Source organism: Pseudoalteromonas luteoviolacea (assembly GCF_000814765.1).
Lineage (GTDB): Bacteria > Pseudomonadota > Gammaproteobacteria > Enterobacterales > Alteromonadaceae > Pseudoalteromonas > Pseudoalteromonas luteoviolacea_H.
In genome coordinates, this window is record NZ_JWIC01000006.1 from 75,715 (window position 1) to 99,777 (window position 24,063).

The 24,063-nt window shown below is 39.9% G+C and carries 23 protein-coding genes; 19 read left to right on the forward strand and 4 right to left on the reverse strand.

Features of this window, described 5'->3' with window-relative positions; translation table 11 throughout:
- The first annotated feature begins 179 nt into the window (after positions 1-179).
- Positions 180-728, forward strand: a complete 549-nt coding sequence (locus tag JF50_RS11825) for a hypothetical protein (protein ID WP_039609683.1) — start codon at positions 180-182, stop codon at positions 726-728.
- A 216-nt stretch (positions 729-944) separates the two neighbouring features.
- Here the strand turns inward: JF50_RS11825 and JF50_RS11830 are convergent, their stop codons facing one another.
- A complete protein-coding gene (locus tag JF50_RS11830; RefSeq protein WP_052262261.1) occupies positions 945-2,108 on the reverse strand; it encodes a tetratricopeptide repeat protein in 1,164 nt (387 codons plus the stop codon).
- 398 nt (positions 2,109-2,506) lie between these two features.
- On the opposite strand from JF50_RS11830, the gene JF50_RS11835 reads away from it, so the two are divergent.
- Together JF50_RS11835 and JF50_RS11840 are read left to right on the forward strand one after the other, a co-directional pair.
- The gene (locus JF50_RS11835) at positions 2,507-3,001 is read left to right on the forward strand and encodes a GNAT family N-acetyltransferase (RefSeq protein WP_052262262.1); all 495 of its coding nucleotides are present in this window, start codon (positions 2,507-2,509) and stop codon (positions 2,999-3,001) included.
- A gap of 299 nt (positions 3,002-3,300) precedes the next feature.
- On the forward strand, positions 3,301-4,083 hold the full coding sequence (locus JF50_RS11840; protein WP_039610136.1) for an ion transporter: 783 nt from the start codon (positions 3,301-3,303) through the stop codon (positions 4,081-4,083).
- Positions 4,084-4,155: 72 nt separating this feature from the next.
- On the opposite strand, the gene JF50_RS11845 is transcribed toward JF50_RS11840, so the two are convergent.
- The gene (locus JF50_RS11845; RefSeq protein WP_039609684.1) at positions 4,156-5,454 is read right to left on the reverse strand and encodes an amidohydrolase; all 1,299 of its coding nucleotides are present in this window, start codon (positions 5,452-5,454) and stop codon (positions 4,156-4,158) included.
- Positions 5,455-5,887: 433 nt separating this feature from the next.
- On the opposite strand from JF50_RS11845, the gene JF50_RS11850 reads away from it, so the two are divergent.
- The 7 genes from JF50_RS11850 (at position 5,888) to JF50_RS26075 (ending at position 11,990) form a co-directional block, all read left to right on the forward strand.
- Positions 5,888-6,742 (forward strand): PD40 domain-containing protein, encoded by an 855-nt coding sequence (locus tag JF50_RS11850; protein WP_039609685.1) that lies wholly within the window; start codon positions 5,888-5,890, stop codon positions 6,740-6,742.
- A 312-nt stretch (positions 6,743-7,054) separates the two neighbouring features.
- Positions 7,055-7,807, forward strand: a complete 753-nt coding sequence (locus JF50_RS11855; RefSeq protein ID WP_039609686.1) for a ribonuclease H family protein — start codon at positions 7,055-7,057, stop codon at positions 7,805-7,807.
- Positions 7,808-7,919: 112 nt separating this feature from the next.
- A complete protein-coding gene (locus JF50_RS11860) occupies positions 7,920-8,489 on the forward strand; it encodes a hypothetical protein (protein WP_039609687.1) in 570 nt (189 codons plus the stop codon).
- 71 nt (positions 8,490-8,560) lie between these two features.
- The gene (locus JF50_RS26070; RefSeq protein ID WP_052262263.1) at positions 8,561-9,214 is read left to right on the forward strand and encodes an AAA family ATPase; all 654 of its coding nucleotides are present in this window, start codon (positions 8,561-8,563) and stop codon (positions 9,212-9,214) included.
- 368 nt (positions 9,215-9,582) lie between these two features.
- Positions 9,583-10,509, forward strand: coding sequence for a hypothetical protein (locus JF50_RS11870; protein WP_039609688.1), 927 nt, complete (start codon positions 9,583-9,585; stop codon positions 10,507-10,509).
- Positions 10,510-10,843: 334 nt separating this feature from the next.
- Complete coding sequence (locus tag JF50_RS11875; protein ID WP_052262264.1) at positions 10,844-11,401, forward strand: alpha/beta hydrolase; 558 nt, start codon at positions 10,844-10,846, stop codon at positions 11,399-11,401.
- A gap of 7 nt (positions 11,402-11,408) precedes the next feature.
- Positions 11,409-11,990, forward strand: a complete 582-nt coding sequence (locus tag JF50_RS26075) for a hypothetical protein (RefSeq protein WP_052262265.1) — start codon at positions 11,409-11,411, stop codon at positions 11,988-11,990.
- A 93-nt stretch (positions 11,991-12,083) separates the two neighbouring features.
- Here JF50_RS26075 and JF50_RS11880 read toward each other — a convergent pair whose 3' ends face one another.
- A complete protein-coding gene (locus JF50_RS11880) occupies positions 12,084-12,560 on the reverse strand; it encodes a hypothetical protein (protein ID WP_039609689.1) in 477 nt (158 codons plus the stop codon).
- Positions 12,561-13,019: 459 nt separating this feature from the next.
- Between JF50_RS11880 and JF50_RS11885 the strand changes: the two genes are divergently transcribed.
- From JF50_RS11885 to JF50_RS11920, 8 genes are all read left to right on the forward strand, one after another.
- Positions 13,020-13,385 (forward strand): hypothetical protein, encoded by a 366-nt coding sequence (locus JF50_RS11885; protein WP_039609690.1) that lies wholly within the window; start codon positions 13,020-13,022, stop codon positions 13,383-13,385.
- Positions 13,386-13,623: 238 nt separating this feature from the next.
- Complete coding sequence (locus JF50_RS11890; RefSeq protein ID WP_039609691.1) at positions 13,624-14,514, forward strand: alpha/beta fold hydrolase; 891 nt, start codon at positions 13,624-13,626, stop codon at positions 14,512-14,514.
- A gap of 84 nt (positions 14,515-14,598) precedes the next feature.
- Complete coding sequence (locus tag JF50_RS11895; RefSeq protein ID WP_052262266.1) at positions 14,599-15,009, forward strand: DUF2809 domain-containing protein; 411 nt, start codon at positions 14,599-14,601, stop codon at positions 15,007-15,009.
- Between the two features lie 185 nt (positions 15,010-15,194).
- Positions 15,195-15,377: a hypothetical protein gene (locus tag JF50_RS11900; protein WP_039609692.1), complete on the forward strand. Its 183-nt coding sequence runs from the start codon at positions 15,195-15,197 to the stop codon at positions 15,375-15,377.
- Between the two features lie 402 nt (positions 15,378-15,779).
- Complete coding sequence (locus JF50_RS11905; protein WP_039609693.1) at positions 15,780-16,409, forward strand: hypothetical protein; 630 nt, start codon at positions 15,780-15,782, stop codon at positions 16,407-16,409.
- A 134-nt stretch (positions 16,410-16,543) separates the two neighbouring features.
- Positions 16,544-17,365: a MerR family transcriptional regulator gene (locus JF50_RS11910; protein ID WP_160290470.1), complete on the forward strand. Its 822-nt coding sequence runs from the start codon at positions 16,544-16,546 to the stop codon at positions 17,363-17,365.
- A gap of 264 nt (positions 17,366-17,629) precedes the next feature.
- The gene (locus tag JF50_RS11915; protein WP_039609695.1) at positions 17,630-19,522 is read left to right on the forward strand and encodes an alpha/beta hydrolase family protein; all 1,893 of its coding nucleotides are present in this window, start codon (positions 17,630-17,632) and stop codon (positions 19,520-19,522) included.
- A 94-nt stretch (positions 19,523-19,616) separates the two neighbouring features.
- A complete protein-coding gene (locus JF50_RS11920; protein ID WP_039609696.1) occupies positions 19,617-20,078 on the forward strand; it encodes a nuclear transport factor 2 family protein in 462 nt (153 codons plus the stop codon).
- Between the two features lie 78 nt (positions 20,079-20,156).
- Here the strand turns inward: JF50_RS11920 and JF50_RS11925 are convergent, their stop codons facing one another.
- On the reverse strand, positions 20,157-22,244 hold the full coding sequence (locus tag JF50_RS11925; protein ID WP_039609697.1) for a winged helix-turn-helix domain-containing protein: 2,088 nt from the start codon (positions 22,242-22,244) through the stop codon (positions 20,157-20,159).
- A 199-nt stretch (positions 22,245-22,443) separates the two neighbouring features.
- Here JF50_RS11925 and JF50_RS11930 point away from each other — a divergent pair, with 199 nt between their 5' ends.
- The gene (locus tag JF50_RS11930) at positions 22,444-24,009 is read left to right on the forward strand and encodes a hypothetical protein (protein ID WP_039609698.1); all 1,566 of its coding nucleotides are present in this window, start codon (positions 22,444-22,446) and stop codon (positions 24,007-24,009) included.
- The last annotated feature ends 54 nt before the right edge of the window (positions 24,010-24,063 follow it).

Here is a 24,063-nt window from a genome sequence, read left to right on the forward strand (position 1 = left end):
TAGGTGGTTAAATTATACCCTGCTGATTTTTTATTTTTCAATGCTTATATAAAATCACTATATAAAATATAGCTTCACTATTTTAATTTGATTTAAGCTAAATGATTAATGTAGGATCCGTGCGCTCAAAATTTGGATTAAATTTTGGTGCTAGAATGGTTTTAATATTGGAGTAGTATATGAAAGTTAAAGTGTTATTTTTGCTTGCGAGCTTGTTTTTAGCTGGGTGTGCATCTGGCCCTAGTGAACTGGAGATTGAACAAGCGGTAAATAGTTTTGAGTTGAAGCCAGTTTCTGAGGGTAAAGCACGAGTTTATATATACTATAGAATGTCTAGTCATGAGCTTGGGGATATTGCTTTTAGTCTTTCACCGGATGGAGACTTTGTCGGCAAAGTTTTTTACGATGAGCACACAACATTTGAAGTACCTGCTGGTGAAAACACCATTTATTATAGAGGTTTTGGCAAGTCCAATAAGGGAGTTCACCTTGACTCGGAAAAGTTTACTTTTGATGAAGGTAAGACTTATATTTTAAACGTGGTACATGGCACTATTTTTAATCAATATGCAGATGATGGCCAGAGCTTGATCAGTTCCTTAAACTTAAGAAAAAATCAAAATGCAGCAATCTACTACTTGGCTAAAACAAAAGAAGCATCAAGCAGTGAGATATGTTTAAGCGAGAAAAGCGTTAGTCTGTTTAAAGTTGTTTTTTGTGGTCAGTGACCGAGTAACTTGATTTACTTTAGGAGAAGAGGGCTAGGGTGTGGTTTTCTTTTATGTTGAATGACCCCACTATTGCAAGTGCTCCATTATGTATAGCTCTCTCTTTTATGAAAGTATGGCAGGTCAGCTGGTAATGGAAAGTGCACAGTGGTTTTTAGTCCATTGTGCACACGCCCCTTAGGGTTGATTATAAATGTCTCTTTAAAGTCTTCTAGATCACTTGTGAGCGTTACCTCTGGGAATTGAATCTCTTTTAGCTTGGAACAAAGCTCGTTTTTCTGGGTCGGATGATTTTTCAACTGCTTTAGCAAGAAACTGTTCGGTTTTTTCTTTATTACCTTGCGTGTTATAAAGTTTAGCAAGTTCAAAGTAAGGTTCTGGTATATAGGGCGTTTCATAAATAACTTCTTCAAGTTGTTTGATCGCCTTTTTATATTGGCCTTTATCAATCGCTCTTTGAGCCAATTGAATTTTATCAAATGGTGTTGATACGTTACTCTCTAGTAGACTTTCTAAGCGACTAATTAGTGAGCTATCAGACTGACTCTTTGCGACCAATAGATAATTTGATAACAAGTTTGGACTAGTAAAATGATTTTCCACAGCATATTGATAAATTGTATTAGCCTGCTCGGTTTGTCCACTGCGGCGATGCAATACAGCGGCAATATTGATTAGCTCAGGGTGATAAGGTCGATAGTATAAAGCTCTTTTAAGCAAACTATAGCTTTGATTAAATTGCTCGCTGATCAGTGCATCAACCGCTTTGTTCGCATAATATTTTGAAACAAGGTCTTGGTAAGTCGCGTTGTTTATAAAAAAGCTATCTTGTGCTGGAAAATAATCTACAACGGTACCAGCACGAAGAATGACAAATGCGCCTGGTTGTAATGGTTTTTCTGGTGCTAATAACTTGGTACGGAAGTGATTGGAAATTAAAATGGTATCTTTGTTTTTGCGAAACACAGGCATAGTGCCCACTTCAATGAAGGTCGTATCTACCTTGGCTAAGGATGCATAGGCCTGTGTGAGTATTGCCAAAGATATGCAGTTGCCTTCATTTCTCGTTAAAGACTCTTTAGCTGTCAACGTCTCACCATCATAAGTAAAGTTATCTAAGCGGTTTTCGAGATATTTAAAGATGGCTTTGTCTGGTCTCACGCCTTGCGCTAGTGCATTGTGATAAAAAGCTAAGAACTTGTCTCTTTCGTATTTCGGTAGGTCAAAGATTTGCTGTTCATTGATTGTTGGCGCATCTTCAAAGGCGTGATTGCTCAAAAGCTCTGTGACTGGTGGTATATCGGCAACGACTGAGGTGTTAGTACTGGAGCAAGCCGTTAGCGATAATACAAAGATTAATAAAAGTATGCGATTAATCACGAGAACTCCTTTAAAGTGAATGTTTTTAATATATGCCACGAACTAAAGTTTTTATCAACTTATTGCATAATATTAAAATTGAGTTCGTTTTAAATATCGCCACATGTTAAATGCGTGTGCTTTGTGATTTTTTAAGTGAAATTTGTTATTTTTTTGGTTTATATTATTAACTTGGTTTTTAAAGAGGGGATATATTGAATAACGCATAAGGATTAATCAGGGTTATTAATGATGTGAGCGTGAACTTGAGCGTTTGACTTATCTATTTGGTTTTTGCCATTGCGCATCTTGTGGGAAGGTGGTTGAATCATAGCCAAAATAATGTACATGGTGAGTCAGCGAGCATTTTGGCAATGATAGCTGATGACGTTAGTGTTAAGGATAGCTAGGTATAAATTATGAAAGCAGTCGTTCTAAATCTCAGTCTTGACGATGAAAAGAAGATAGCCGATGAGTACGAGTTAGTCATAGGAAACGGTTATGAGCTGATTGAGCGTGCACGCAGTATACGTTATGAGGTGTTTACCAAAGAACAAAATATTGCGACAGAGTTAGATCATGATGGTTTAGATGAAGAGTCACTTCATGTACTGGTGAGTAATGAAGGGCGAGCCATTGCAACTGCACGTTTAACGGTGGGGATCAAGCAACAGTCGTCTATGACCAGAGTGGCAGTATTAAAGGCTCATCGTTCTCAAGGTATTGCGACGACGGTAGTAAATGCATTAATAGAACACGCGAAAACGCTCAACATAGCGTCAATTCACATTCATGCTCATAATTATTTAAGACAATTTTATGAAAAGCTTGGGTTTAGATTTATTGCAGAAGTTGAGGTCGTATGTGGGCATCAATTGATTGAAATGAAAATAAATCTTTGTGCTGATAGTTAGAGTCATTAATTACAAGGTGGAATAAAATATCATCAATATTGAATGATGTTGGATTTTAAATGGGCTTTTTGGGGTAGAGTGGTGCCGGTTGCGAGTTTATTGGTCCACATCATAGTCTATATACACTTAAATTAAATATTTATTTCTTGAGTGTGAATTTTTGTTTAGCCACCACTGGAAACTTTTTTAACAAGCTTTTGCTTTCTTCACTTTATTCTTGACAAATACGCTATTTAATTAAAAGATTGGCTATTATTCATATCATTAAAATTATAATTGTGACACCTTCAAATAATTTGATGTCGAAACTGACATCCATCGTAGAAGCCAAATCATTTCAAAACTTTTTGGTCGCTGTGATCCTGTTCAATGCAGTAACATTAGGTCTTGAGACAACTCAGTTTGGCAAAGATAATGCATTGTTATTGCATAAAATAGATACAGTCATCTTACTTATTTTTACCCTCGAGTTGTTACTTAAACTGATTGTTTACCGACTTAAATTCTTTAAATCTGGTTGGAATTGCTTCGACTTTATTATCGTTGCGATATCTTGGATCCCTGCTGGTGGAGCACTTTCTGTTTTACGTGCATTTAGGATCCTCAGAGTCTTGAGGTTGTTCTCAATTGTGCCTCAGATGCGAAGAGTAATAGGAGCCTTGGGGCATTCATTACCTGGAATGGCATCTGTTATTGGTGTGCTAGGTATCGTTTTTTATGTGTCAGCGGTTTTAACTACGAAATTATTTGGTCAACATCCAGATCCAAATATGCAAGAGTGGTTTGGTAGTCTGGGTGCATCAGCATATACACTTTTCCAAGTCATGACGCTGGAAAGTTGGTCTATGGGAATAGTGCGACCTACAATGGAGCTATTTCCTGAATCTTGGCTATTTTTCGTGCCGTTTATCATTATCACCAGCTTTGCGGTATTAAATCTATTCATTGGTATTATTGTCGATGCGATGCAAGTGATGCATGACGAAGAAGTCAAAACAGAGCAAATGTCCGCAACCAAAGAAGACATTGATCGTCTTGAGGCCAAGCTGGATGAATTGTTGAAGCAGAAAAAACACGACTAAGTGTAATTAAGTGGGTTGATGGGTTTAGGCACTCAACTCACTTAATATTTAACCTTAATTATAACAGAACGATCAATTAGATTGCGCCATATAATCTAATGTAAATTCAGTTAAAGCGCGGGTGCCCAACTTAAATGCAGATTCGTCAGCAAAAAAGTAGGGTGAGTGATTACTCGGAGCGTCTTTTGGATGAGTCCCTTTTGGTGTGCCCCCTAAAAACACGAATAACCCCGGCACTTCCATCGCGTAAAAAGAAAAGTCTTCTGCACCAGTGACCTTTGGCATTTCAATGAGTCCATCACTCCCAACTACTTTCGCAAGTGAAGGAAGCATTTTGTCTGTTAAGGCGGGATCATTGACAGTAACAGGGTAGCCTTCTTTTATGACTACTTCCGCTTTACTCCCTGAAGCTTGGGCAATATGCTCTGCTGTGTGCTTTATTTTGTCGAAGATTTGCTGTCGATTATCCATATCGAAGTTACGAATAGTGCCCACCATGCTGACTTCTTCTGGAATAATATTATTTCGAACGCCACCGGAGATTTTACCAAACGAAACGATTGCAGGTTCTTTTGTAATATTGATTTGACGACTCACAATGTGATTGATGCCAGAAACAACTTGCGCAGCCGCTGCAATGGGGTCTGCACCAGCCCACGGAGTTGAGCCATGAGTTTGCTCGCCCTTGACTGTGATTTCGAATCGATCTGCACTGGCCATTGTTGGACCACTACGATAGCCTATCTGGCCGACATTGAGTTTAGATGTGATATGTAACCCAAATGCGACATCGGGTTGATACCTTTTAAATATCCCTTCTTTTAACATCAACTCAGCACCGCCTTCTTCTCCATCTGGTGCCCCCTCTTCAGCAGGTTGGAAAACAAACATGACATTACCAGCGAGCTCACTTTGCATGCTTGCAAGTACTTCAGCTGCGCCCATGAGCATCGCAACATGGGTATCGTGACCGCAAGCGTGCATGATACCTACATCTACACCGCGGTAATTTGTAGTTTTGGTTGAGCTGAAAGGGAGGTTGGTTTTTTCAGTAACCGGTAATGCGTCCATGTCAGCTCGCAACATAATGGTAGGTCCGGGCTTTGCGCCCTTTAAAAAGCCCACAACTCCGGTATGAGCCACTTGTGTTTCAACTTGCATGCCTAACTTTTTTAGGTGCTGCGCTACCAAGGCTGCTGTACGCACTTCTCTGTTACCAAGCTCTGGGTTTTGGTGAATATCTCTGCGCCAATCGATGACTTTAGATTCAACTTTTTGCAATAATTTAATATGGTCAGACGAAGCAATTGCGTTGTGATTCACGCCAGAGAGCAATAGTGATACACCGATAGCTTTGGTTATTTTATTCATTTCCTTTCTCGTATGTTAGTTGTTGTTATTCTTCATTAGTAACATAAAAAATCATTAGTAATTTAGAAATGCGATGAGTGATACTTTGCAGCTATCACAGTATTAAGTGCTGGTTCAATGTGATGTGTTCGGATAGGCGCTCAGTAGTAGTGAGTTGGTATTTTTTATTGCGCGAATGATCAGTTTTATTGATGTAACTAGGTAGTTCATGCCATGGAGAGCGTTGAATGTTACTAAATTAATATGCTGAATATAAAGCTTATTTTTTTGCTTTTTCCAATGAATCTGCAACAGGAAGGGACTTTCATAAAAAATCAATTAGAAGTCATGTACACGTAAGGTTTTTAGTCGTTGGATCCGCTAATTTGGTAGTGAATTTAATCGATATCAACGTCAATAAAAGCGTTTACCGAGCCTACAGTAAGGAAAAAAAATGAAGCGACTTTCACATTCAATCTCTCTAATACTTTTGGTTGCTGTGAGCAATACAGTATGTGCTAAAGATACCTCCCCTCTAGTAACAGGGCCTTATTTTGGGCAAACCCCTCCGGGGATGACTCCCGAAGTGTTTGCGCCGGGTATTGTGTCGAAGGAACACAGGGATTGGACTGGCTGGTTTACACCCGATATGAAGGAATACTATTTTACTCGGAATAATCGTCAAGCCAGAACCAGTACTAAAATGATGCTCAAACTTGTGGATGGGCAATGGCATGAAAAGGTACTTGATTCTGGTATTGGGGGGTCTATCTCTCCAGATGGAAAAATAATGCATTCAGGGAACTTCTACCGAGAGAGAACTGCTCAAGGTTGGTCAGAGCCTAAAAGCCTTGGCAAAGCATTCAGTGATATCCCCATCATGGTATTGAGCGTTTCTGCTAATGGCACCTATATATTTGATGAACGTGAGGTGACAGGTACGATTCGTTATTCTCGGCTAGTTAATGGTAAGCGGGAAGCCCCTAAAGCCTTTGGGAAGCGCATAAATTCAGGTAAATGGACTGCTCACCCATTTGTTGCGCCAGATGAAAGTTACATTATTTGGGACAGCGAACGGGAAGGGGGGTATGGAAAGACGGATCTGTATATTAGCTTTCAAAGTAAAGATGGCATATGGAGTGAAGCGATTAATTTAGGAGATAAAATCAATACAACAGGGCCTGATACTGGCGCGGTGGTTTCTCCTGATGGAAAGTATTTATTCTTCAACAGAAAATTTAGTGAAGATGATTCAGATATCATGTGGGTGGATGCGCAGGTTATTGAGCAGTTAAGACCTAAAATATAGTGTCGCCATCATCGCCACATTATCAACTGGGTTAAAGCTTGATGGTTGTTATGCTTGAGTCCAGCTGATGGTCACATTTTGTGGGTACTAAAAAGGAGAGTAGTCCCCTAATGCACGAATACTTCCTCGTTTTGTTTTGTTCAAGTTTGTGCCAAGCGCTTGTTAAAGCCCGTATTATTAATGTATATATACTTAGCTGGTGACTTACCTTTGGTATATTTTTGCCGTACACTGCAATGTTAAGTTCATTACTTATTTTTGCATAAGATGTCATATATGGCGCGGTAAATTGAATGCGGCGAGGAGAATTACTTGGCTAAAAAATATTACGTTGTTTGGAAAGGTCGGCAAACGGGGATCTTTGATACATGGGCGAAGTGTCAGGCTTTAGTCGATGGGTTTGCAGGGGCGAAGTTTAAGTCGTTTCCAAGTTTAGCCGAAGCAGAAGCTGCATTTGGCGGGAAAGCCGCGTTTAAAACAAACACCAGCAAGCCGAATAAGGCACCTAAATCTAGTCCGCTTTCACAATCACAAATTGACTCATTGCCATATGATATAAAAATATTCACAGATGGGGCTTGTGACCCTAACCCTGGTGAGGCTGGTACGGGTATTGCGATTTATCAAAATAATGTCCTAACTGAGCTTTGGTATGGCTTTTATCAACCCGTTGGTACAAATAATACGGCAGAGCTACGCGGTTTAAATCAAGCATTGCACTTAGCAAAGAGTAGGCTGGAAAAGGGTCAGTCAGTAGGTATTTTTTGTGATTCAAAGTACTCGATAGATTGCATTACAGAGTGGGCTAGAGGCTGGCAAAAGAAAGGATGGGTTAAATCAGGTGGTGAAATTAAAAACCTAGACATTATTAAACCGGCCTTTGAGGTATACCAAGAAATTGCCTCCAAAGTTATGGTGCATCATGTAAATGGGCACGTTGGGATCGAAGGCAATGAATTGGCAGATAGAATGTCAATTGTTGCGATTGAAACTCAAAATGAAAATTTAAAACAGTTTGAAGACACGGATGACATTGCATCTATTTTAGCATTACGTGCTGGCTAATGCCGTGGTTGTCGGTTATTGCTTTGTGCACTAGTGCACTTTAAAGCTGGTAAAAATAGGCGTGTGATCTTGTCGCACCAAGGTATGTCAAAGCAAGCAGGGAAAAAAGTATATGCAGTTTGGTTTTATATTTATAATGATATTACTCGTATCGGGTTGTACATCGCAATTGTGGCAGCCACCAAGTTATAAAGAAAGAGTCACAGGCTTTTATGCACAGGAACAAGCACGTTTGCTATTAATCGCGGGCGAGCAATATAGTTATGTGTTTACCGTCAGTGATGTCTTGATCAAATCACTTCAGCTCAGTAGAGAAATGGAACTTATTCCACACTACAGTGTTTTTAAACTGGATGAAGACAATCACATTAGAGGTACATTTAAACTCACGTCGAATAAAACTGAAGACAACAAAGTGCTGAAAGAGCAGGGTTTTCCAGTGGATAAATACGGTAATGTCGTACTTGAGTTTGAATTAAAAGGAAAGCGGTATACTGCGCAAGGAGATTACCCTTTTCAAAGGTTGGCTAGCGCGCATCATGTTGTGGTTGAAACCCCAGAGTCAGGAGCATCTACAGCGGGGAAAATAATAGTCACACCACTGACTATCGCAATTGATGCCACAACTGTCGTGCCAGTTGGTGCTTTTTTTACTGTACTTGGTGTACTAAACAAGAGTTAGAATAAACTTATTTGTGGCGTGGTACACATGTCGCAAATTAAAGTATTTAAACTGGTATTTGGGGTTTGTAAGTGAGCAATAAAAACTCAGTGATCACGTTAGAAGGGGTGCCAGCAGTTGGTAAAAGCACGGTGGCTAAGTTACTTGAGCAAGATCATGGATATTGTCGAGTCCCCGAAGTGAATGAATTATTTCCAAATCGTCCATCTCCAGAGCCCGCTCATTGGTATGCATTAAAGCAATTAGAAAGAAGCCATATCGCAACGCAGAATGAATATAGTCTATTGGATGGAGATATTTTTCAGGTGATATGGCTTAGTTGGATTTATCCCGACAGAGGGTTTATCGAGTATCAAACCGCAGCAGATTTATTCATTGAAAATATTGATTTACTGAGGCTACCGTCGTTGTTTGTCTACTTATATGTCAATGATGATACTCGCTATCAGCGGGAGCTTGAGAGAGAAACGAGGCGGGGCCATGATCATCAGCAATTTATTAAAAAGTATCAGAGATATAAATCAATGAGAGGGCCTCAACAATCGCTATTTAAAGCAATCAACAAACAATATCCAGGATGGGTGTTATTTCTCGATAATCATGACTCTCACTCAAGTGTGAAGAAAATAGCTCAGCGACGCCACAATGCAATCATGCCATCACCAAAAGAATTTGTTGTTTGGTTGCGAGGCTGGTTATCACGACATAACCCGATAAACCCTTAACGTTTACTCACAATTTACACTATAGCAGTCTGAACATTGACTGGCTGCTTTTACACTTCTTCATATTCACTCTTTGCAAGAGTACGGAATAATCACTTTCTTTTATGCTCATCTCGCGCTTTTTTAAACACTAAGCCCTTCGTTCAACTTCAAGGCATACTTAATGTTTTACATTAGTTTACACCCACTTTTTCTGTAAGTTGTTACATTGACCTCAGCTGCCTAACTGGCCAGTTTAGCCTGTGTAGTCATGAACTTGGTTGTTGCTGTATGACACCAGTAAAGATGCTAGGCAACGAATTATAACAATCATAAAAATTAAAAGACCCAGAGTGGCGCTTTGGTTCTTATAAACAAAGGATGTAGGCATGAATAAAATACAATCGTTTATCAACGCAGCGTGTTTGGCAGTGACCATAGCTGGGGGAGCTAACGCGACGGAAGCATTTCCAGTCTTAGAAGGTGATTGGTTTGGACAGCAAGTACCAGGTTTGACACCTGAGCTATTTGCGCCAGATACAGTGTCAATGGAAGGGCGTTATGAATTTGGCATCTCTTTTTCTCCCGATTTAAAAGAGATGTATTTTACGGCATTGGATGAAATTGAAGGTGTAGATACCAGCCCTAAAATCATGTTTTCAAGTGTAGAAAATGGACGATGGACAAAGCCTAAAGAAGCGCGTTTTACTAAAGGGAAGATGGCGTATGAGTTGGTGCCTTATGCAAGCCTAAATGAACCAAGAGTCTATTTTACAGGGCGTACATCTGGCTCAAAAGAATCTGGTATTTGGTATGTGTCTCGTCAAGACGGAGGCTTGAGTGATGCAAAAAGGTTTGAATCGCCATTAAATACAGGGCGTCTCTCTGATTTTAATCAGGGCATTGGTGGCGATATGATTTTTACCAATATGTCAGAGCGGAAAATGTATATTTCGAAAAAGGTAGATGGCCGATTCTTAGATGCTAAGCCAATGGACATTGAGTTTGGGATCCATGGATTTATTTCACCGAATGAAGACTACTTGTTGGTCAATGCTCGAAATCGAAATGATAAGAATAGAAAAGACAGTGATTTATTTGTTTATTTCAAAGAACAAGACGGCAGCTGGTCTAAACCCATTAATTTAGGGGCGACTGTTAATTCGAAATATTCGGAAACCGTAGCAAGGGTATCGCCAGATGGTAAATTTCTTTTCTTTGCTCGTTACAATGAGCCAAATGGTATTTCAAATTTATACTGGGTCAGTACAAAAATTATTACGCAGTTAAGGGATACACATTTTGACACACAGTAGCGGGAGGTAAATTTTGGGCAAGTGGAATTTACTGTGCCCCTTAATTTATGGTTATTATATTGTGAGTCACTATTTTTTGCTATTGATGAATGAAGTACAAAAAGATAGTCGATGAGTTTCGTGTCAAAAGTGAAATTAAAATGAACCTTATTATAAAGTTAATATCTATACTCCTTGGGTACGCTGTGCTTTAAAAATAAGCGTATTTTGAAAACTTTTCTCCTCACTGTGTTTACATTAAGTTAAAACTGCGCCTTAAGTGTTAGAGCTTCAATGGGATGCATCCGGTGGTTGATTAGGTGAGATAGTAAAAAATAAAATAAATCAAGGGTATATGGTGTATAAAGTCGTACTTATATTAGTAATGCTGTTTCAATTTAGTGCTTTTGCAGAATCTGACGTTAGCATAGCGAAAAGTTTTGAATTTAAGTCAAAGTCGCTGAGAGAAAATAGAACCATTGTGGTTTCTTTGCCTGATGGGTATGAATCTTCAAATGCGCACTACCCTGTACTTTACCTTTTGGATGGTGTTCAGAATTTAAAGCATGTTGTGGGTAGCGTAGATGTTTTGACCCGGGTTGGCGGTATTCCGCCAATGATCATTGTAGGTATTAAAAGTAAAAGTCGAATGAAGGACTTCACACCAACAAAGGCCGCGGGTATTGAAGAAAGTGGTGGCGGTCAAGCATTTCTGAATTTTTTGGGGGATGAACTCATCCCTTATATTGATGGTAAATATAGGACTAATGAATTTCGAGTGTTAGAAGGACACTCCGTTGCGGGTCTATTTACGGCTTTTACGTTTATGGAATCGCCTAATTTATTTGATGCTTACATTGTTATGGGCCCCCGCGTTTTGGTGGAACAAAGAGGAGCCTGTAAGAGAAGTTAAATCATTTTTGAGTACAACCCCAAAGTTTGATAAAAAAATCTATTTTGGAGTTGGTAAAGAGGATGGTAACCGACACGCTTTAAAACGGTTTGTAGAAGAAATCAAAGCTGCTGCGCCTGGTCAATTAGTATGGAAACATGAAGAGTTTGATGATGAAGGGCATATGTCGGCACCTTTGTTAAACAACTATTTTGCACTTAAGTTTATATTTTCGGATATGAAGTTGCCGCAAGAGATCAAGGATAACTTTACGAGCAAAAAGTTTTTAGAACATGAAGCCGGTATTATGAAAAAATACGGAAGCGCAGCAAGGCAGCCTCAAGAAATTTACGTTCCGTTGGCTATGGAGCTAATTAAGCAAAAGGATTATGCAGGTGCTGTGAACGTGTTTAGGCGCAATGCTGAGGCATACAAGATGAACAAATATCCACAAAACTACGTGTGGTTAGCAGAAGCGTTAGAGAAAAACAAAGAGCCTGCAGAAGCACTTAAAGTTTATAAGCAAGCATATGAGTTATCAAAAGAAACTGGCTATGGGGAGCTTGACAAGCTTGCTAAAAAAATAGCAGAGTTAAAAGCAAAATTATAGAACAGTAGTCTTGATGTAAATCGGTGGACAGCTCAAGGAAAGCATTACTATCCTTGAGCGTACTTGACGTACAACAGGGCTTATCCTAGGTGATTAGCGCTTTCTGATACCAGGCACACAGCGGTAGAAATTAGTTTGCGGCATACCAAACCAGCCCATTGCTTTAGAATCTTGAACTGCATAGAGCTCATATTCTGCGCCTGGCTCTAAAGTAACAGCAATAGAAGTCATCCCTTTGAAGCCAGCTTGCTCAGGCTCCTTACTTAAGTTACATTCAAGGTTAAGTACAACTTCGCCTGACATGACTTCACGAGGTTGGCTCCCTTCACCTGTGTAATATATAAAACCATGTTCATCATATTGTACGCCAGGAATTTGTTGTGCGTTATTGTTATCAAAATCGAAGTCAGAGACAGCAACAATTTTAACGACATCTACATGTGCGTAAATAGTTGGATCTGCAACGACAGGCGCATTCAGTACTTGATCATATGAATAGATGGTTGCCGTTGTTGCCATTGCTGAAGTAGAAAGAGCTGTTAATGCAAGTGCTGTAAGTAGTGTTTTCATTTTTTATCCTTATAAAGTTAATTTTACTTAGCGAAGTGCCTGTTGACGGAAGCATAATATCCATGGTTTATTTTAATTTGGTTTATTATTTGTTAAGTAATTATTAATTTAATTCCGTGTCTTTATATTTTAAATGGTGTTTTTTTGGGAATTTAATATTCCAGTTTGTTTTAGGCAATAATGACGTCGGGTGGTTATCAGTTTGAAAAGAGGTTGTATTTCAAGGTACGGCTAGAAGCAATCTAGGGGTGATTACAGAGGTGGATTGCACATTAGTTGTAGTGATCCTGTGTTTATATTTTGCTATTGACGAGACAAAGCAGGGTTGCATGTACTGTTCACTGAATTGAATTATTAATATGCCAGCTTAACAAGCTCATTGAACAACGTTACCATAGCGAAAATTTAAGTATTGCAGCCTCATTGTGAAGCTGGGGTTTGCACAATAATGAGTAGCGTATGCGTAAATCAGATAAAAAACTAGAGAAAGCCATTGTTGCAGCATTGACTGAAGCGTGCGAAGACGCCCTGAAAATATATGAAGGTTTCGAATGGTTAACTCATGTGGTCAACTATCAAACATTTCCGGAGAGCTTTACCATTGTGTGTATTTTTGACAACCAAGATAGCTTATTGAAGGCGCTGAGTGAAAATAAGGGGGAGGCACTTAAAACGGCTATAGAGAGCAAGCTAAATACGCATAATATAAAAATAAAAGGGGTTAAAAAACGTATTTTGTTTGATACAGAAGAAGCCTGTGCTTCAGAGTCTGGAGGAAAGTGGGGGAAAAGGCTCGAAGGTATACATCTTGCTCGCCATGTTTAATGGACCTTATTGTCTAGATAATACGGTTGGTTACCTCATACTTTTTCGCTTGTATTGATTATTGAATGTTAACCAATCACATAAGCGAACGGTCATGGGGGTGCTACCTTAATTGATAAAAAACGTTGTATGTTTAATTTGGATTAGAATAAAAGCTCTAATATTTTAAGGTGGCTATTGATAACTGGTTATACCAGTTGTAAGCTATCATGACTTTGTCATCAGATTGTTTACCACTATGCCGTTCATTGTTTGTCGAGAAATCACAATTCACTGCGAGGATAAATACCCCCTTGCTGCAACGGTGTTTTTACCTAAAGGCACTTTAAAAGGGGCTGTTGTCATTGGCCCTGCAACGGGCATCAAACGCCAATTTTATACTGCATTTGCTGAGTTTTTAGCAGGCAGCGGTTATGGTGTACTTACCTATGATAATAGAGGGATAGGTCAATCTCTACACGGTGAAATTGACAAGCATCCAGCGACATTACAAAGCTGGGGGCAGCAGGATTTACCCGCGGCTATTTCCGCTTTAAAAAGCGAGTTTCAAAATGTGAATTATCACTTAGTAGGGCACAGCGCTGGTGGTCAGCTTATTGGATTGGCACCCAATGCGACAGAGTTATCATCTATGTTCAATTTTGCCAGCTCTTCGGGGCGTTTATTGAATATGAAAGTCAAAGATCAGTTCAAGTCCCATTTCTTTATGAATGTGTTTATTCCCTTTTCAAATTTGGTCTTTGGTCATACTAAGTCACATTGGTTTGGTATGGGGGAGCCATTACCAAAGGCGGTAGCTGCTCAGTGGCGCACCTGGTGTAATGGTTGTGGGTATGTCAAAACGGCTTTCGGCAAAACCATAGATACTCACTATTTTAATGAACTCACGTTTCCAAGCATGTGGGTCAATGCAGTGGATGACTTTATCGCCAATCACAAAAATGTCAAAGATATGATAGCCGTGAGTCCTAACTCTGTGGCAGAAACATTAACGTTAGTACCAAAAGAGTATGGGCTGAAAGAAATTGGCCATATGAAGTTCTTCAGTCGAAAATCTAGTATACTGTGGCAAATCTGCTTAGATTGGCTTGATAATTACGGCAGAGATAAATCAGCTAACCTAAACTAAAAATTGATTTTTTATCATCATAAGTTTGATTTTTATATAGAGTAAATAACTGGCATTTAGGGTTTTACATCGTTAACTTTTAATATGAATAAAATCAAAGTCACTCTCGTTTATTGCCTTTTTGCGCTAATAACGATGAGTCTTGGACTCTTTTCTAGAGCAGATATTATTGAATTTCCGACTTGGGTTAGTCTTTATTTAGGCGATTTTTTATGGGCATTAATGGTTTTTTGGCTAATATGCACGGTCAGACCAAGCATGTGCCCTCGCCAAGTGTTTGTTATCGCATGCTTGTTTTGTTTTTCGGTTGAGCTTTCCCAGTTGTATCAAGCCGATTGGCTCAATTCGATTCGACAAACTTGGCTGGGTGCGCTGGTACTAGGTTTCGGTTTTAAATTCAGTGATTTAGTTGCTTATTTGTTGGGTAATGCATTTGGTGCTTCTATAAGGTATAGGCTGCGTGGTATCAGCGAGAGTTTTATCGTTTTGAAATAGGGAGTAGCCATAGTTTATCAAACGAGCTGTGGAGTAATGAGCGTACGAGTCAATCTACACATTCAATAAACGTTTATTAATATAAATGCCTTTTTTCAAAGGTAAACTGTGTATACTTTACTGATATTTTAAATACACAAACTTGTCGTAACACGATTTGTTCAATTACAAAATAGAGGCTATCAGTGGACTTATCACCTGCAATGGATGGATTGATACTGCTTGTGAGTGGATTGATCATTTTACTCTTTGCTTTTGGGAAATTGTTTCCCGATGTGCTTAAACATGAAAAAGGGCATGGTTTGGTAATGCCGCTGTGTATTGTCGGGGGAGTCATTTCAATTATCGGTGTTTTATCTTTTTTTTAAACGTTTTATCAATTCACTAGTATTCCTAACACTTTGCAATGGCACCAAAAAGTTTATTACTCTATGGGTAATCTAACTCCTATCGAATTTTAGCTATTCAAGGTTTACGAGCATCACCTCTCACAGTCAAAATACAGAGCAAACAATTGGCAAGGTGTACGCTTTGCTTAGTATTTTTTCTTAAATCTAAGGCACTGTGTGTTTATCATGCTTAGAATCCGGACAACATTGAACTCTAAGCTAATGATGGTGAAATTAAAGGAATGACTTTATTATTTTGTATATCTAAACAATGGTATGATTATCGGGCCAGCTGCATACCAAGCAGCGTCGAGATATACCAGCTAATCGAAGCATTACATCTCAACAAGTCATTTAAAAAGCTTTATATAGGAATTGAACATGAGACGAGTCGATTACTCCACTTACTCAATTGAAGAATTGTTAGAGGTCAAACAAAACATTGATCCGACTTCAGAGAATTACCCAGCATTGGTTGCTCAAATTGAGAAACGTGAAGGGGAGATCTCAGTATCTGAGGAGAATAAGCGGGAATCGCATCTTAATTTAGCCGTAAATAGAGTGAAAGCGATTGGCTATCTGCAACTGGTAGCTGCTGCTATTATCCCGACCATGATATTTATGTCGGGTGATGTTTCTTTAGGTACAGCGGTGATTACAATCCTATTAACATTGCTTAACCTTGTTGCTGGTTACACAGCAGTCAATGCATTAACTCGTTTTTATTGGATCTCTATATTGAATCAGTCTTTGCAAGTGGTCAGTTTTGGTATCGGTAATACTGTATTGAACTATTCAGGTTTGGGAGGCATTAATCTAAAGGTCACGCTGGCAGAGGTGTCTTCTTTTGGTTTTGCTATTCAGTTTAACCCTGGGTTTTCTTATGTAAAGTACACAGGGCAAATCGCTGAGCAGTTCATCACAATTGACGTGCTAGGGGTTATTTTTATTGGCGCATTAGTGTCCACTGGCTTTTGGAAAAAGTTTGATAAGCGCGAAATAAGTGACTAGGTTATCTATTAGAAAAACCAAGCTAAACCAATGAAAGGCATCCAGTTTAAAAAAGTAGTCAAATTTCTTGACCCTCACGTTACGTGATAGTTAATCATGGTCTTGCCTTTTAACAGTACACAATGGATTCTGAGTTGAATAAGAGAAAACGTTTTAGCGTAAGCCAATTGAGTGAATTGGCAGGGGTCAGTGTTCGTACATTACATCATTACGACAAAGTAGGTTTATTGAAGCCTCATAGAGGTGTTAATGGTTATCGCGAGTATACCTCGACGCACTTAATGCGCTTGCAACAAATTATAGTGTACAGGGAGCTTGAGTTTAGTCTTGAAGATATACACAACATCCTCAACGCCACTGATTTTGATTTATTGCAAACCCTCAAAGATCAGAAAAGTATGCTGTTGAAAAGGCAGGAAAAAACACAGTTAATTATCAATAGCCTGGAGAATTCAATGAGCATATTAAATGGTCAAACTAATTTGGATATTTTATTTAAGGATTTACCCCTAGAGAAAGTAGAGCGCTGGAAAGATATGATGGCTCAGAGTACAGAGGCGGGGTCTTTGGATGAGTATTATCTATCTTTACAACATTTGGGCCGTGAGGATGCAGAGCTTGAACAGCAAGATTTTGAACAGTGGGTATCAAGTTATAAATTGTCACTAAACTCCCCCATAGACAGCAAAGAGGTGCAATCCTTAGTCGAGCAGCATTACGTCATGACCAATCGCATTCTAAATAAAACAAAAGAGAGCGATGCTGAGTTTGCAGGAGTGAGCTATGAAGGCTATTTAGCGTTTGCCGACGCAGTATTATCCGATCCTATTTCTCGGGAAATGTATGAACATTATGGCCAAGGGATAGCAAGCCATCTTCACGAGTCGATGATTTACTTTGCTGAAAATACGTTAAAAGAAAACGTTGATAAATATAGGAAACTTGGACTTGAATAAACCTAACAAAGGTTAGTACTTATTATAACGCACTACGTAAGGGCCAAGCATTGGCCTTTTTTAATCTCAGAATGCGTAACTGACTTTGCTCTGTGTTTACCATTGATAATGTCATTCACTTTCAGTATTGCATGGTTTTGCGCTTGTGAGTCGAGTGTAATCAATTTGAAACATAGGTGTGACCAGTTAATTACCTTGATTCCTTTTAAGTTCCTACCGTTTTATGTAGTCTAGACGGGTTTTAATTTTTGGAGGCTTTTCGCTATGTTGCGAATTCTTATCTCTGCAAGCTTAGGGTTTGCAGTAAGTGCAGGTGTGTCAGCGCAAGAGGTGATGACCCCTGAAAAGTTATGGGAAGTCAAACGTGTTACTGCGTTGGGATTAAATAAAGATAAAACCCATGTCATTTACAGTGTGACAACTCCGAGTGTGGCTAACAATGATTTTGCCAGCAAGGTGTATCAGGTGCCAGTCAAAGGTGGAAAAACTCAGCTATTAGAGGCATATCAAGGCTTATTGATTGATAGCAATATCTCTCCAGATGGCAGTAAAAAACTCTTTCATGAAAAGGTAAATATTGAATCGGTGTTAGCAAGCCATAGGCATAAAGACCTGTCACAAGCAAATGCATATGTATTCGATGACTTGAATTACCGCCATTGGGATACTTGGAATGATGGCGGCTTTAAACATGTCTTTTATCAAGATTTAGCGACCGAACAGAAAGTCGACATCATGAAGGGCAAGCCTTACTCGAGCCCAACCTCTCCATTTGGTGGTTCGAGTGATTATATTTGGGGTCCAAAAGGTGAAAATATTTACTATGTGAGTAAAAAACTCACGGGTACAGAGTATGTGACGAGTACTAACACAGACATCTATCGTTACAACCTAGCTAGTAAAAAAACAACCAATATCACTGAAAGTAACTTAGGGTATGATAAGAGCCCTGCGTTTTCTTCAAAAGGAAACTTAGCATGGTTACAAATGGACGTGCCAGGTTACGAAGCAGATAAGAACGACATCATCGTACGTATCAAAAACAAAGAAGTAAATTTGACTGAGCATTGGGATGGCACGGTAAACAGCTTTAAGTGGAGTCCAGATGGTAAGCGCATTTACTTTGTTGCACCAACCGATGGTACAATCCAGTTATTCCAAGTATCAGTCAGTACTAAGCCAAAGATCAAGCAGTTAACGAAAGGCCAGTTTGATGTCAATGGTATTGTCGCGGCAATGGATAGGCACTTAGTCGTGACACGCAGCAGCATGAACCGCGCATCTGAAATTTTCCGTTTTGACCTGCGTAAGAAAAAACTAACTGCGCTGACAACAGTGAACGACGCTTTTTATGCAGGCCTTGACTTACCAACCGTTAAAAAGCGTATGGTGACGACGAAAGATGGTCAGCAGATGCTAACTTGGGTGATTTATCCACCTAACTTTGATGAAAGTAAAAAATACCCAACGCTGCTTTATCTTCAAGGTGGGCCTCAGTCTGCGCTTTCACAGTTTTATTCGTTCCGCTGGAATTTCCAAGTGATGGCATCACAAGGTTACATCGTTGTCGCGCCAAATCGCCGTGGTATGCCGGGTCATGGTGTTAAGTGGAATGAAGACATCACCCAAGATTGGGGTGGTAAGGCGATGCAAGATTACCTGGATGCCATTGATGATGTATCAAAAGCATCATACGTTGATAAAAAACGTATCGGTGCTATTGGCGCGAGTTTTGGCGGTTATTCTGCATTTTATTTAGCGGGTAACCATGATGGTCGTTTTAAAACCTTTATCTCACATTGTGGTATCTTCGATTTACGCAGTATGTACGGCACAACTGAAGAGTTATTCTTCGTAAACCATGAATTTGGTGGCCCTTACTGGGATCAAGGCAATGCGTCTATCAGCCAAACTTACAATGAGTTTAATCCAATTAACTATGTAGATAAATGGGATGCACCTATGTTTGTGATCCATGGTGGCAAAGACTACCGTGTACCATTAGGTCAAGGGATCCAAGCATTTCAAGCTGCAAAGCTACGTGGATTAGAAAGTCGTTTCCTATATTTTCCTGAAGAAAACCACTGGGTATTGACGCCGCAAAATGGCATTGTATGGCAACGTGAGTTTTTCAAATGGTTAGAAGACACACTATAAACTAGTTAAGTGCTAGTGTGTGAAACGTTTTAATGCCTGAGTACACATCTGTGCTCAGGCATTTTTATAATTACTTATGCTCGGGCAGGTTTATATGAAGTTATTACCTTTGTTCATGATACTTTTATTGTCTGCATGTCATGCGGTTACAATTAATAAAAGCGAACCCAATATATTGCACTCTGAGCAAGGTCACTTTAAAGCGGGTGACGTAGAAGAACATCAAATAGTTGATGAACACTTAGTGGCATACAACAGCAATGAGTATGAAGCATTTAAAGCTCTTTTTCACCAAGAAATAGAGGTTTACGATTTTCCTAATAGCTTGTCTTTTAAAGGGCTGGAAGCACTTGATAAAGTATATAAATCGTTAGTTGAAAAACTAGATAAGCAAGCTTTTATCAGTAAAAGGATCATTGATGGCAACTTTGTAGTGGATAAAGAAGCCGTTAAGTTTCATGTTGCAGGGCAAGGAGAGCAATTGTTAGAAGTACTTGTAGTTTATCAAATCAAGGATAATTTAATATATAGAATTATGTTTTTACAAGATGAATGACAGTGCATTCGAGTAGGATAGATAACTCGTATCTTTACAAAAGAGCATTATTTATCCTACTTTGGGTTTCAAAACAGTTTATATATTGAGTTCCACCACATCCTGATTTAGCTCTATAAGCTGCTCTAATAACACGTGTTCACCTTTTATGTCTGATATTTTCCATGCGAAGGGCTTCAGTGGTTTTAATTTCCTGATGAGTTCACCGTTTAAGTCGTATTGCGTTAAGTAATCTGACTCCATGTCATAACTGTAAAAATACTGTTTATATAACACCATACTGTGTCCATTCAGTGTCGGCATTGGCTCATAGTCAGTGGTGTCAGAGTTCAGCGGTCGCTTAAACACTTGCCCATCAAACTTGCTGAGATAAAGCGTGTGGTCAGTGAGCCAGGTTGACTGGACATCGTCCACTGCATAGGTGGTAAAAACCTGTGTTTTTAAATCTAGTCGCCAAAGTGTATGGGCCGAAGGGCGTAATGCGGTGACCAAGATGCCAAAGTGTGGGTGCCAGTTCAAGACTTCGATCAGTGGCTCTGGGGCTTTGATAATTTGAGCACCTCCCTGTAAATCAAGGATGTTGAGTTTTGCATTACTGACCACTGCAAGCTTTTGGCCATCGGGAGACCAGCTAAATTGTTCTATTTTACTCTGCTTTGAAAAGTAACTTAACTGAGTGGCTTGATTGCCGTTCCATAGCCATATTTGGTCTTGCCCACTGCGGGCTGAGATAAAGGCTATCAGCTCACCATTTGGTTGAAATTTTGCATATTTTTCTCGGCTTTTTGAGCGGGCAAAGCTTGGATAAGGCTGAACATGTTGATTCATTATTCGCGTTATAGACGTTTCTTGTTCGCCGTATAAAGGTATGCGAGCGATATCGGTGTCTTTTGTGCCTTGAATGGCAATCATGCTTGGTAGCGTGGGGTGGGATTGAGCGCTGACAATGTTATGTACCGCTGAATGGTAAGGCGTGGTTTTGCCATCGAGTGCTAAGTGATAGAGTTTGCCATTGAGCACAGCTAATAATGCATCGTCATGGGCTGAAAAACGTATTGAAAGTTGGCCAAGTTCCCCATGAGTGTCTATTTGGTTTTGATGCAGCAATTCGCCATGTAGATTCAATAGACTCAGTAAATGCCGACCTTCACGATTATAAGATAGTACGGCATATTGTGCTTTGATTGGGTCGTAATCATAAGTGTAAATTGTTTGGTGCTCTGGGCTAAACAGGCTGGTGGTTTGCTGGTTAATGGCGTTGAATCTTAGGAGTGCTTGAGCGTTTCCTTGCTGGCTTAGAAATGCATACTGATGGTTTGCTAGTGCAACTGGGCGTTCAATCGCGCGGTTTTGGCACTGGTAACGTACCGATGCTGCCTGCGGTGCATTTAATGCTTCAGCAAAATCGATCATATCTATTTGCCAGCAGTTTGCTTGCAGTGGTTCGTGAGCATTGATTTTATCTTGGTGGCAGCTTTTTTGTTTTGTAAAGATGATGCTTCGCCCATCTGGTGTAAAGCGAGTATCACGATAAAACCCAGGGTGTTTGGTAAGTTGACTTTCAACGCCTGTTTTTAAGTTTTTGGCCCAGATATGACTTTGGCAAGCGTGCACATTGCGGTTGAAGAGCATGTGAAGACCATCAGGGCTATATGTTGCTTCACTCTCAAACGCATCAGTATAGGTAATTTGCTTTAAACTATGAATACTCCGCTTTGGCGTTTTCATGCTCTGCCATATACCCAACACGGTTGTTAATACTAAGATTAAAGTAATCCCTATAAAGCCAAGAGTTTTAAGGTTGGGTGGACTTGCTATTGTGACTCCTTGCCGTGTCGTTTGTGGAAGCCATTGCACATCCACCATTAATCGGTAGCCTATTTTGGGATGTGTCGCAATTATTCTCGGGGATTTAGCATCGTCACCAAGCACTTTTCGAAGCCGAGCAATACATCGTTGTAGAGCATTGGGAACCACTTCGCTGCCTTGCCATACCTCTTCCATGATTTGCTGATGACTAACCACCTCTTGTGCATTTTGGGCCAGCAAGCGCAGTACTTGCAATACTTTGGGTTCGACCTTGGTGGTTTGCTGTGCAAAAGTGACCTCAGATCGAGATAAGTCAATAAGGTGTTCTTTAATATAAAAACGCTGAGTTGTTGACATAAATCCTAGCTTACTGCTTTTAGTAAGCTCGAGTATATGAAGTTAGCTTGATGCTGTCGAGCATCACATTATTTTGTAACTTGTTGTAAGTTATAGATATCAGCTATTCATCATGATTTCCTCAGCCTGTCATTGTTGTGCTTTTGGTGCCTCAAAGCAAAGTAACGACTTTAAAGTGTGCAAGTTAAGGAGTCTTACTATGTGTTTCTATTTTTTGAAAAAAGTGCTGAGCATACAAGCCGTAAAGCGATGCTTGATAAGCGGGATTGCAGTGTGTCAAAGCCACTTTGTTTTTGCTGATGATGTAGCCTTTGATGTGATTAAGCAGGCCGTTGCCGCATATGGTGTGCAGGCCCTAAGTTCATTAAAGCAGTTAAAAGTGGAAGAGGAGCTTTATCGATATATGCAAGGTCAAAGCGGTCACGCTGAATCAGGAGCACATGGTTTTGTAATGCATAAATACCAGCAACAGCTCGATATTGATTTTGCGCTACGCGCAAAAGCGTTCAAGCGCAGCGATCAGAATGTGATAGGTAATTACGGCTATCATTCGCTGGTCACAGTGGACAGGCGCTTCAGAGAGGGAGAGGGGGTGAGTGTTGACCATTGCATGCAAACTTACCAACACAGTGAACGAATCGACTGGGATTCGGTAGCGCTGAATATGGAGCAGGCAATAGATATTCTGACTATTAAAGAGCTCAGTGATAATAGTAAGCTGGTGAGTAGTGCAGGGACTGTATTTCTGCAAGGGCGAGCACATAGCGTGTTGAATTGGGAGAAGAGTAAGGTAACAAAAACGGCTTATATTGATAAAGCATCAGGCTTATTATCTCGTTTACTCACTAACAATAAAGGTCAAATAGCTCACTATGACTTTTTAGCACACCAGCAAAATGCACAGGGCCTAAAGTGGGCAAGTCAAACAATTGTCAGTCATGAGCAACGTGTTACGCGGCACATCACAAACAGATATCTTTCATTGAAAACGTCTGAAGGCGCACTTTTTCAAACGCCCGAGTATTACCAACCCCGAGCGCAAGATAGGTTCTTGGACTTTGCCGAGCCAAGCGTCAATGAAATTGTCAGAGGCGTTTTTTTGGTGGGGCAAGGCTGGGGGTTTACCTTGTTTGTCGACGTGGGCACATCATATATTTCAATGGGCTCATGGCAAATGCCTGATGATACTTTTACTTGGAAACACAGGCTTGCAAAGTTGCACCAGTTTACAGGCAACAAGAAACCCGTGTCTCAATTTATAGTGACACACCATCATGATGACCACTTAATGGGGGTAAGTGAAGTAATCGAGCATGGTGCGCAGATACGGTTGTTGGCAGAGCATCAACAAGCGGTAGAGACAAGTTTGGGTTTGCCTCTTGCTCCTGAGCAATTCGGCTTGTTATCTCATGGGCTTAAGTTTGCAAATGATCAGGTGCAGGTGTTTGATGTACCAAGCAGTCATGCAGATCACAATGTTGTCGTGTACCTTCCTGAACAGGAAATATTATTTGCTGAAGATATGTTCGGCAGCAGCTTGAAAACAGGGTTTCATTCTCCGAATAGTTGGCCCAGTCGAGATGTTTATTATCGTGCAGAGGTACTCAACAAACACCTTAAAAAGGCAAGGGTGAGTGTTCAATACTATGTTTCATCTCATCATGGTAGAGTATTCTCAAATGCTGAATTTATGCGGTTTTTGCGCTTATCATGTCCAGATAATGACAGTTTGTTAGCACGCTTATATGCTAATGAATCACAGTAGCGATATATTAATTTGGCCAACAAGGCAGATATCGCAGAGTATCCTGAGGCGGTT

Bases quoted from the DNA above. Each gene is read 5' to 3' on its own strand.
- JF50_RS11825 (WP_039609683.1), top strand. From the start codon at position 180: ATGAAAGTTAAAGTGTTATTTTTGCTTGCGAGCTTGTTTTTAGCTGGG.
- JF50_RS11890 (WP_039609691.1), top strand. From the start codon at position 13,624: ATGCCGTTCATTGTTTGTCGAGAAATCACAATTCACTGCGAGGATAAA.
- JF50_RS11880 (WP_039609689.1), bottom strand. From the start codon at position 12,560: ATGAAAACACTACTTACAGCACTTGCATTAACAGCTCTTTCTACTTCA.
- JF50_RS11885 (WP_039609690.1), top strand. From the start codon at position 13,020: ATGCGTAAATCAGATAAAAAACTAGAGAAAGCCATTGTTGCAGCATTG.
- JF50_RS11920 (WP_039609696.1), top strand. From the start codon at position 19,617: ATGAAGTTATTACCTTTGTTCATGATACTTTTATTGTCTGCATGTCAT.
- JF50_RS11930 (WP_039609698.1), top strand. From the start codon at position 22,444: ATGTGTTTCTATTTTTTGAAAAAAGTGCTGAGCATACAAGCCGTAAAG.
- JF50_RS11850 (WP_039609685.1), top strand. From the start codon at position 5,888: ATGAAGCGACTTTCACATTCAATCTCTCTAATACTTTTGGTTGCTGTG.
- JF50_RS11915 (WP_039609695.1), top strand. From the start codon at position 17,630: ATGTTGCGAATTCTTATCTCTGCAAGCTTAGGGTTTGCAGTAAGTGCA.
- JF50_RS11895 (WP_052262266.1), top strand. From the start codon at position 14,599: ATGAATAAAATCAAAGTCACTCTCGTTTATTGCCTTTTTGCGCTAATA.
- JF50_RS11835 (WP_052262262.1), top strand. From the start codon at position 2,507: ATGAAAGCAGTCGTTCTAAATCTCAGTCTTGACGATGAAAAGAAGATA.
- JF50_RS11870 (WP_039609688.1), top strand. From the start codon at position 9,583: ATGAATAAAATACAATCGTTTATCAACGCAGCGTGTTTGGCAGTGACC.
- JF50_RS11925 (WP_039609697.1), bottom strand. From the start codon at position 22,244: ATGTCAACAACTCAGCGTTTTTATATTAAAGAACACCTTATTGACTTA.
- JF50_RS11905 (WP_039609693.1), top strand. From the start codon at position 15,780: ATGAGACGAGTCGATTACTCCACTTACTCAATTGAAGAATTGTTAGAG.
- JF50_RS11875 (WP_052262264.1), top strand. From the start codon at position 10,844: ATGGTGTATAAAGTCGTACTTATATTAGTAATGCTGTTTCAATTTAGT.
- JF50_RS11845 (WP_039609684.1), bottom strand. From the start codon at position 5,454: ATGAATAAAATAACCAAAGCTATCGGTGTATCACTATTGCTCTCTGGC.
- JF50_RS11840 (WP_039610136.1), top strand. From the start codon at position 3,301: ATGTCGAAACTGACATCCATCGTAGAAGCCAAATCATTTCAAAACTTT.
- JF50_RS11860 (WP_039609687.1), top strand. From the start codon at position 7,920: ATGCAGTTTGGTTTTATATTTATAATGATATTACTCGTATCGGGTTGT.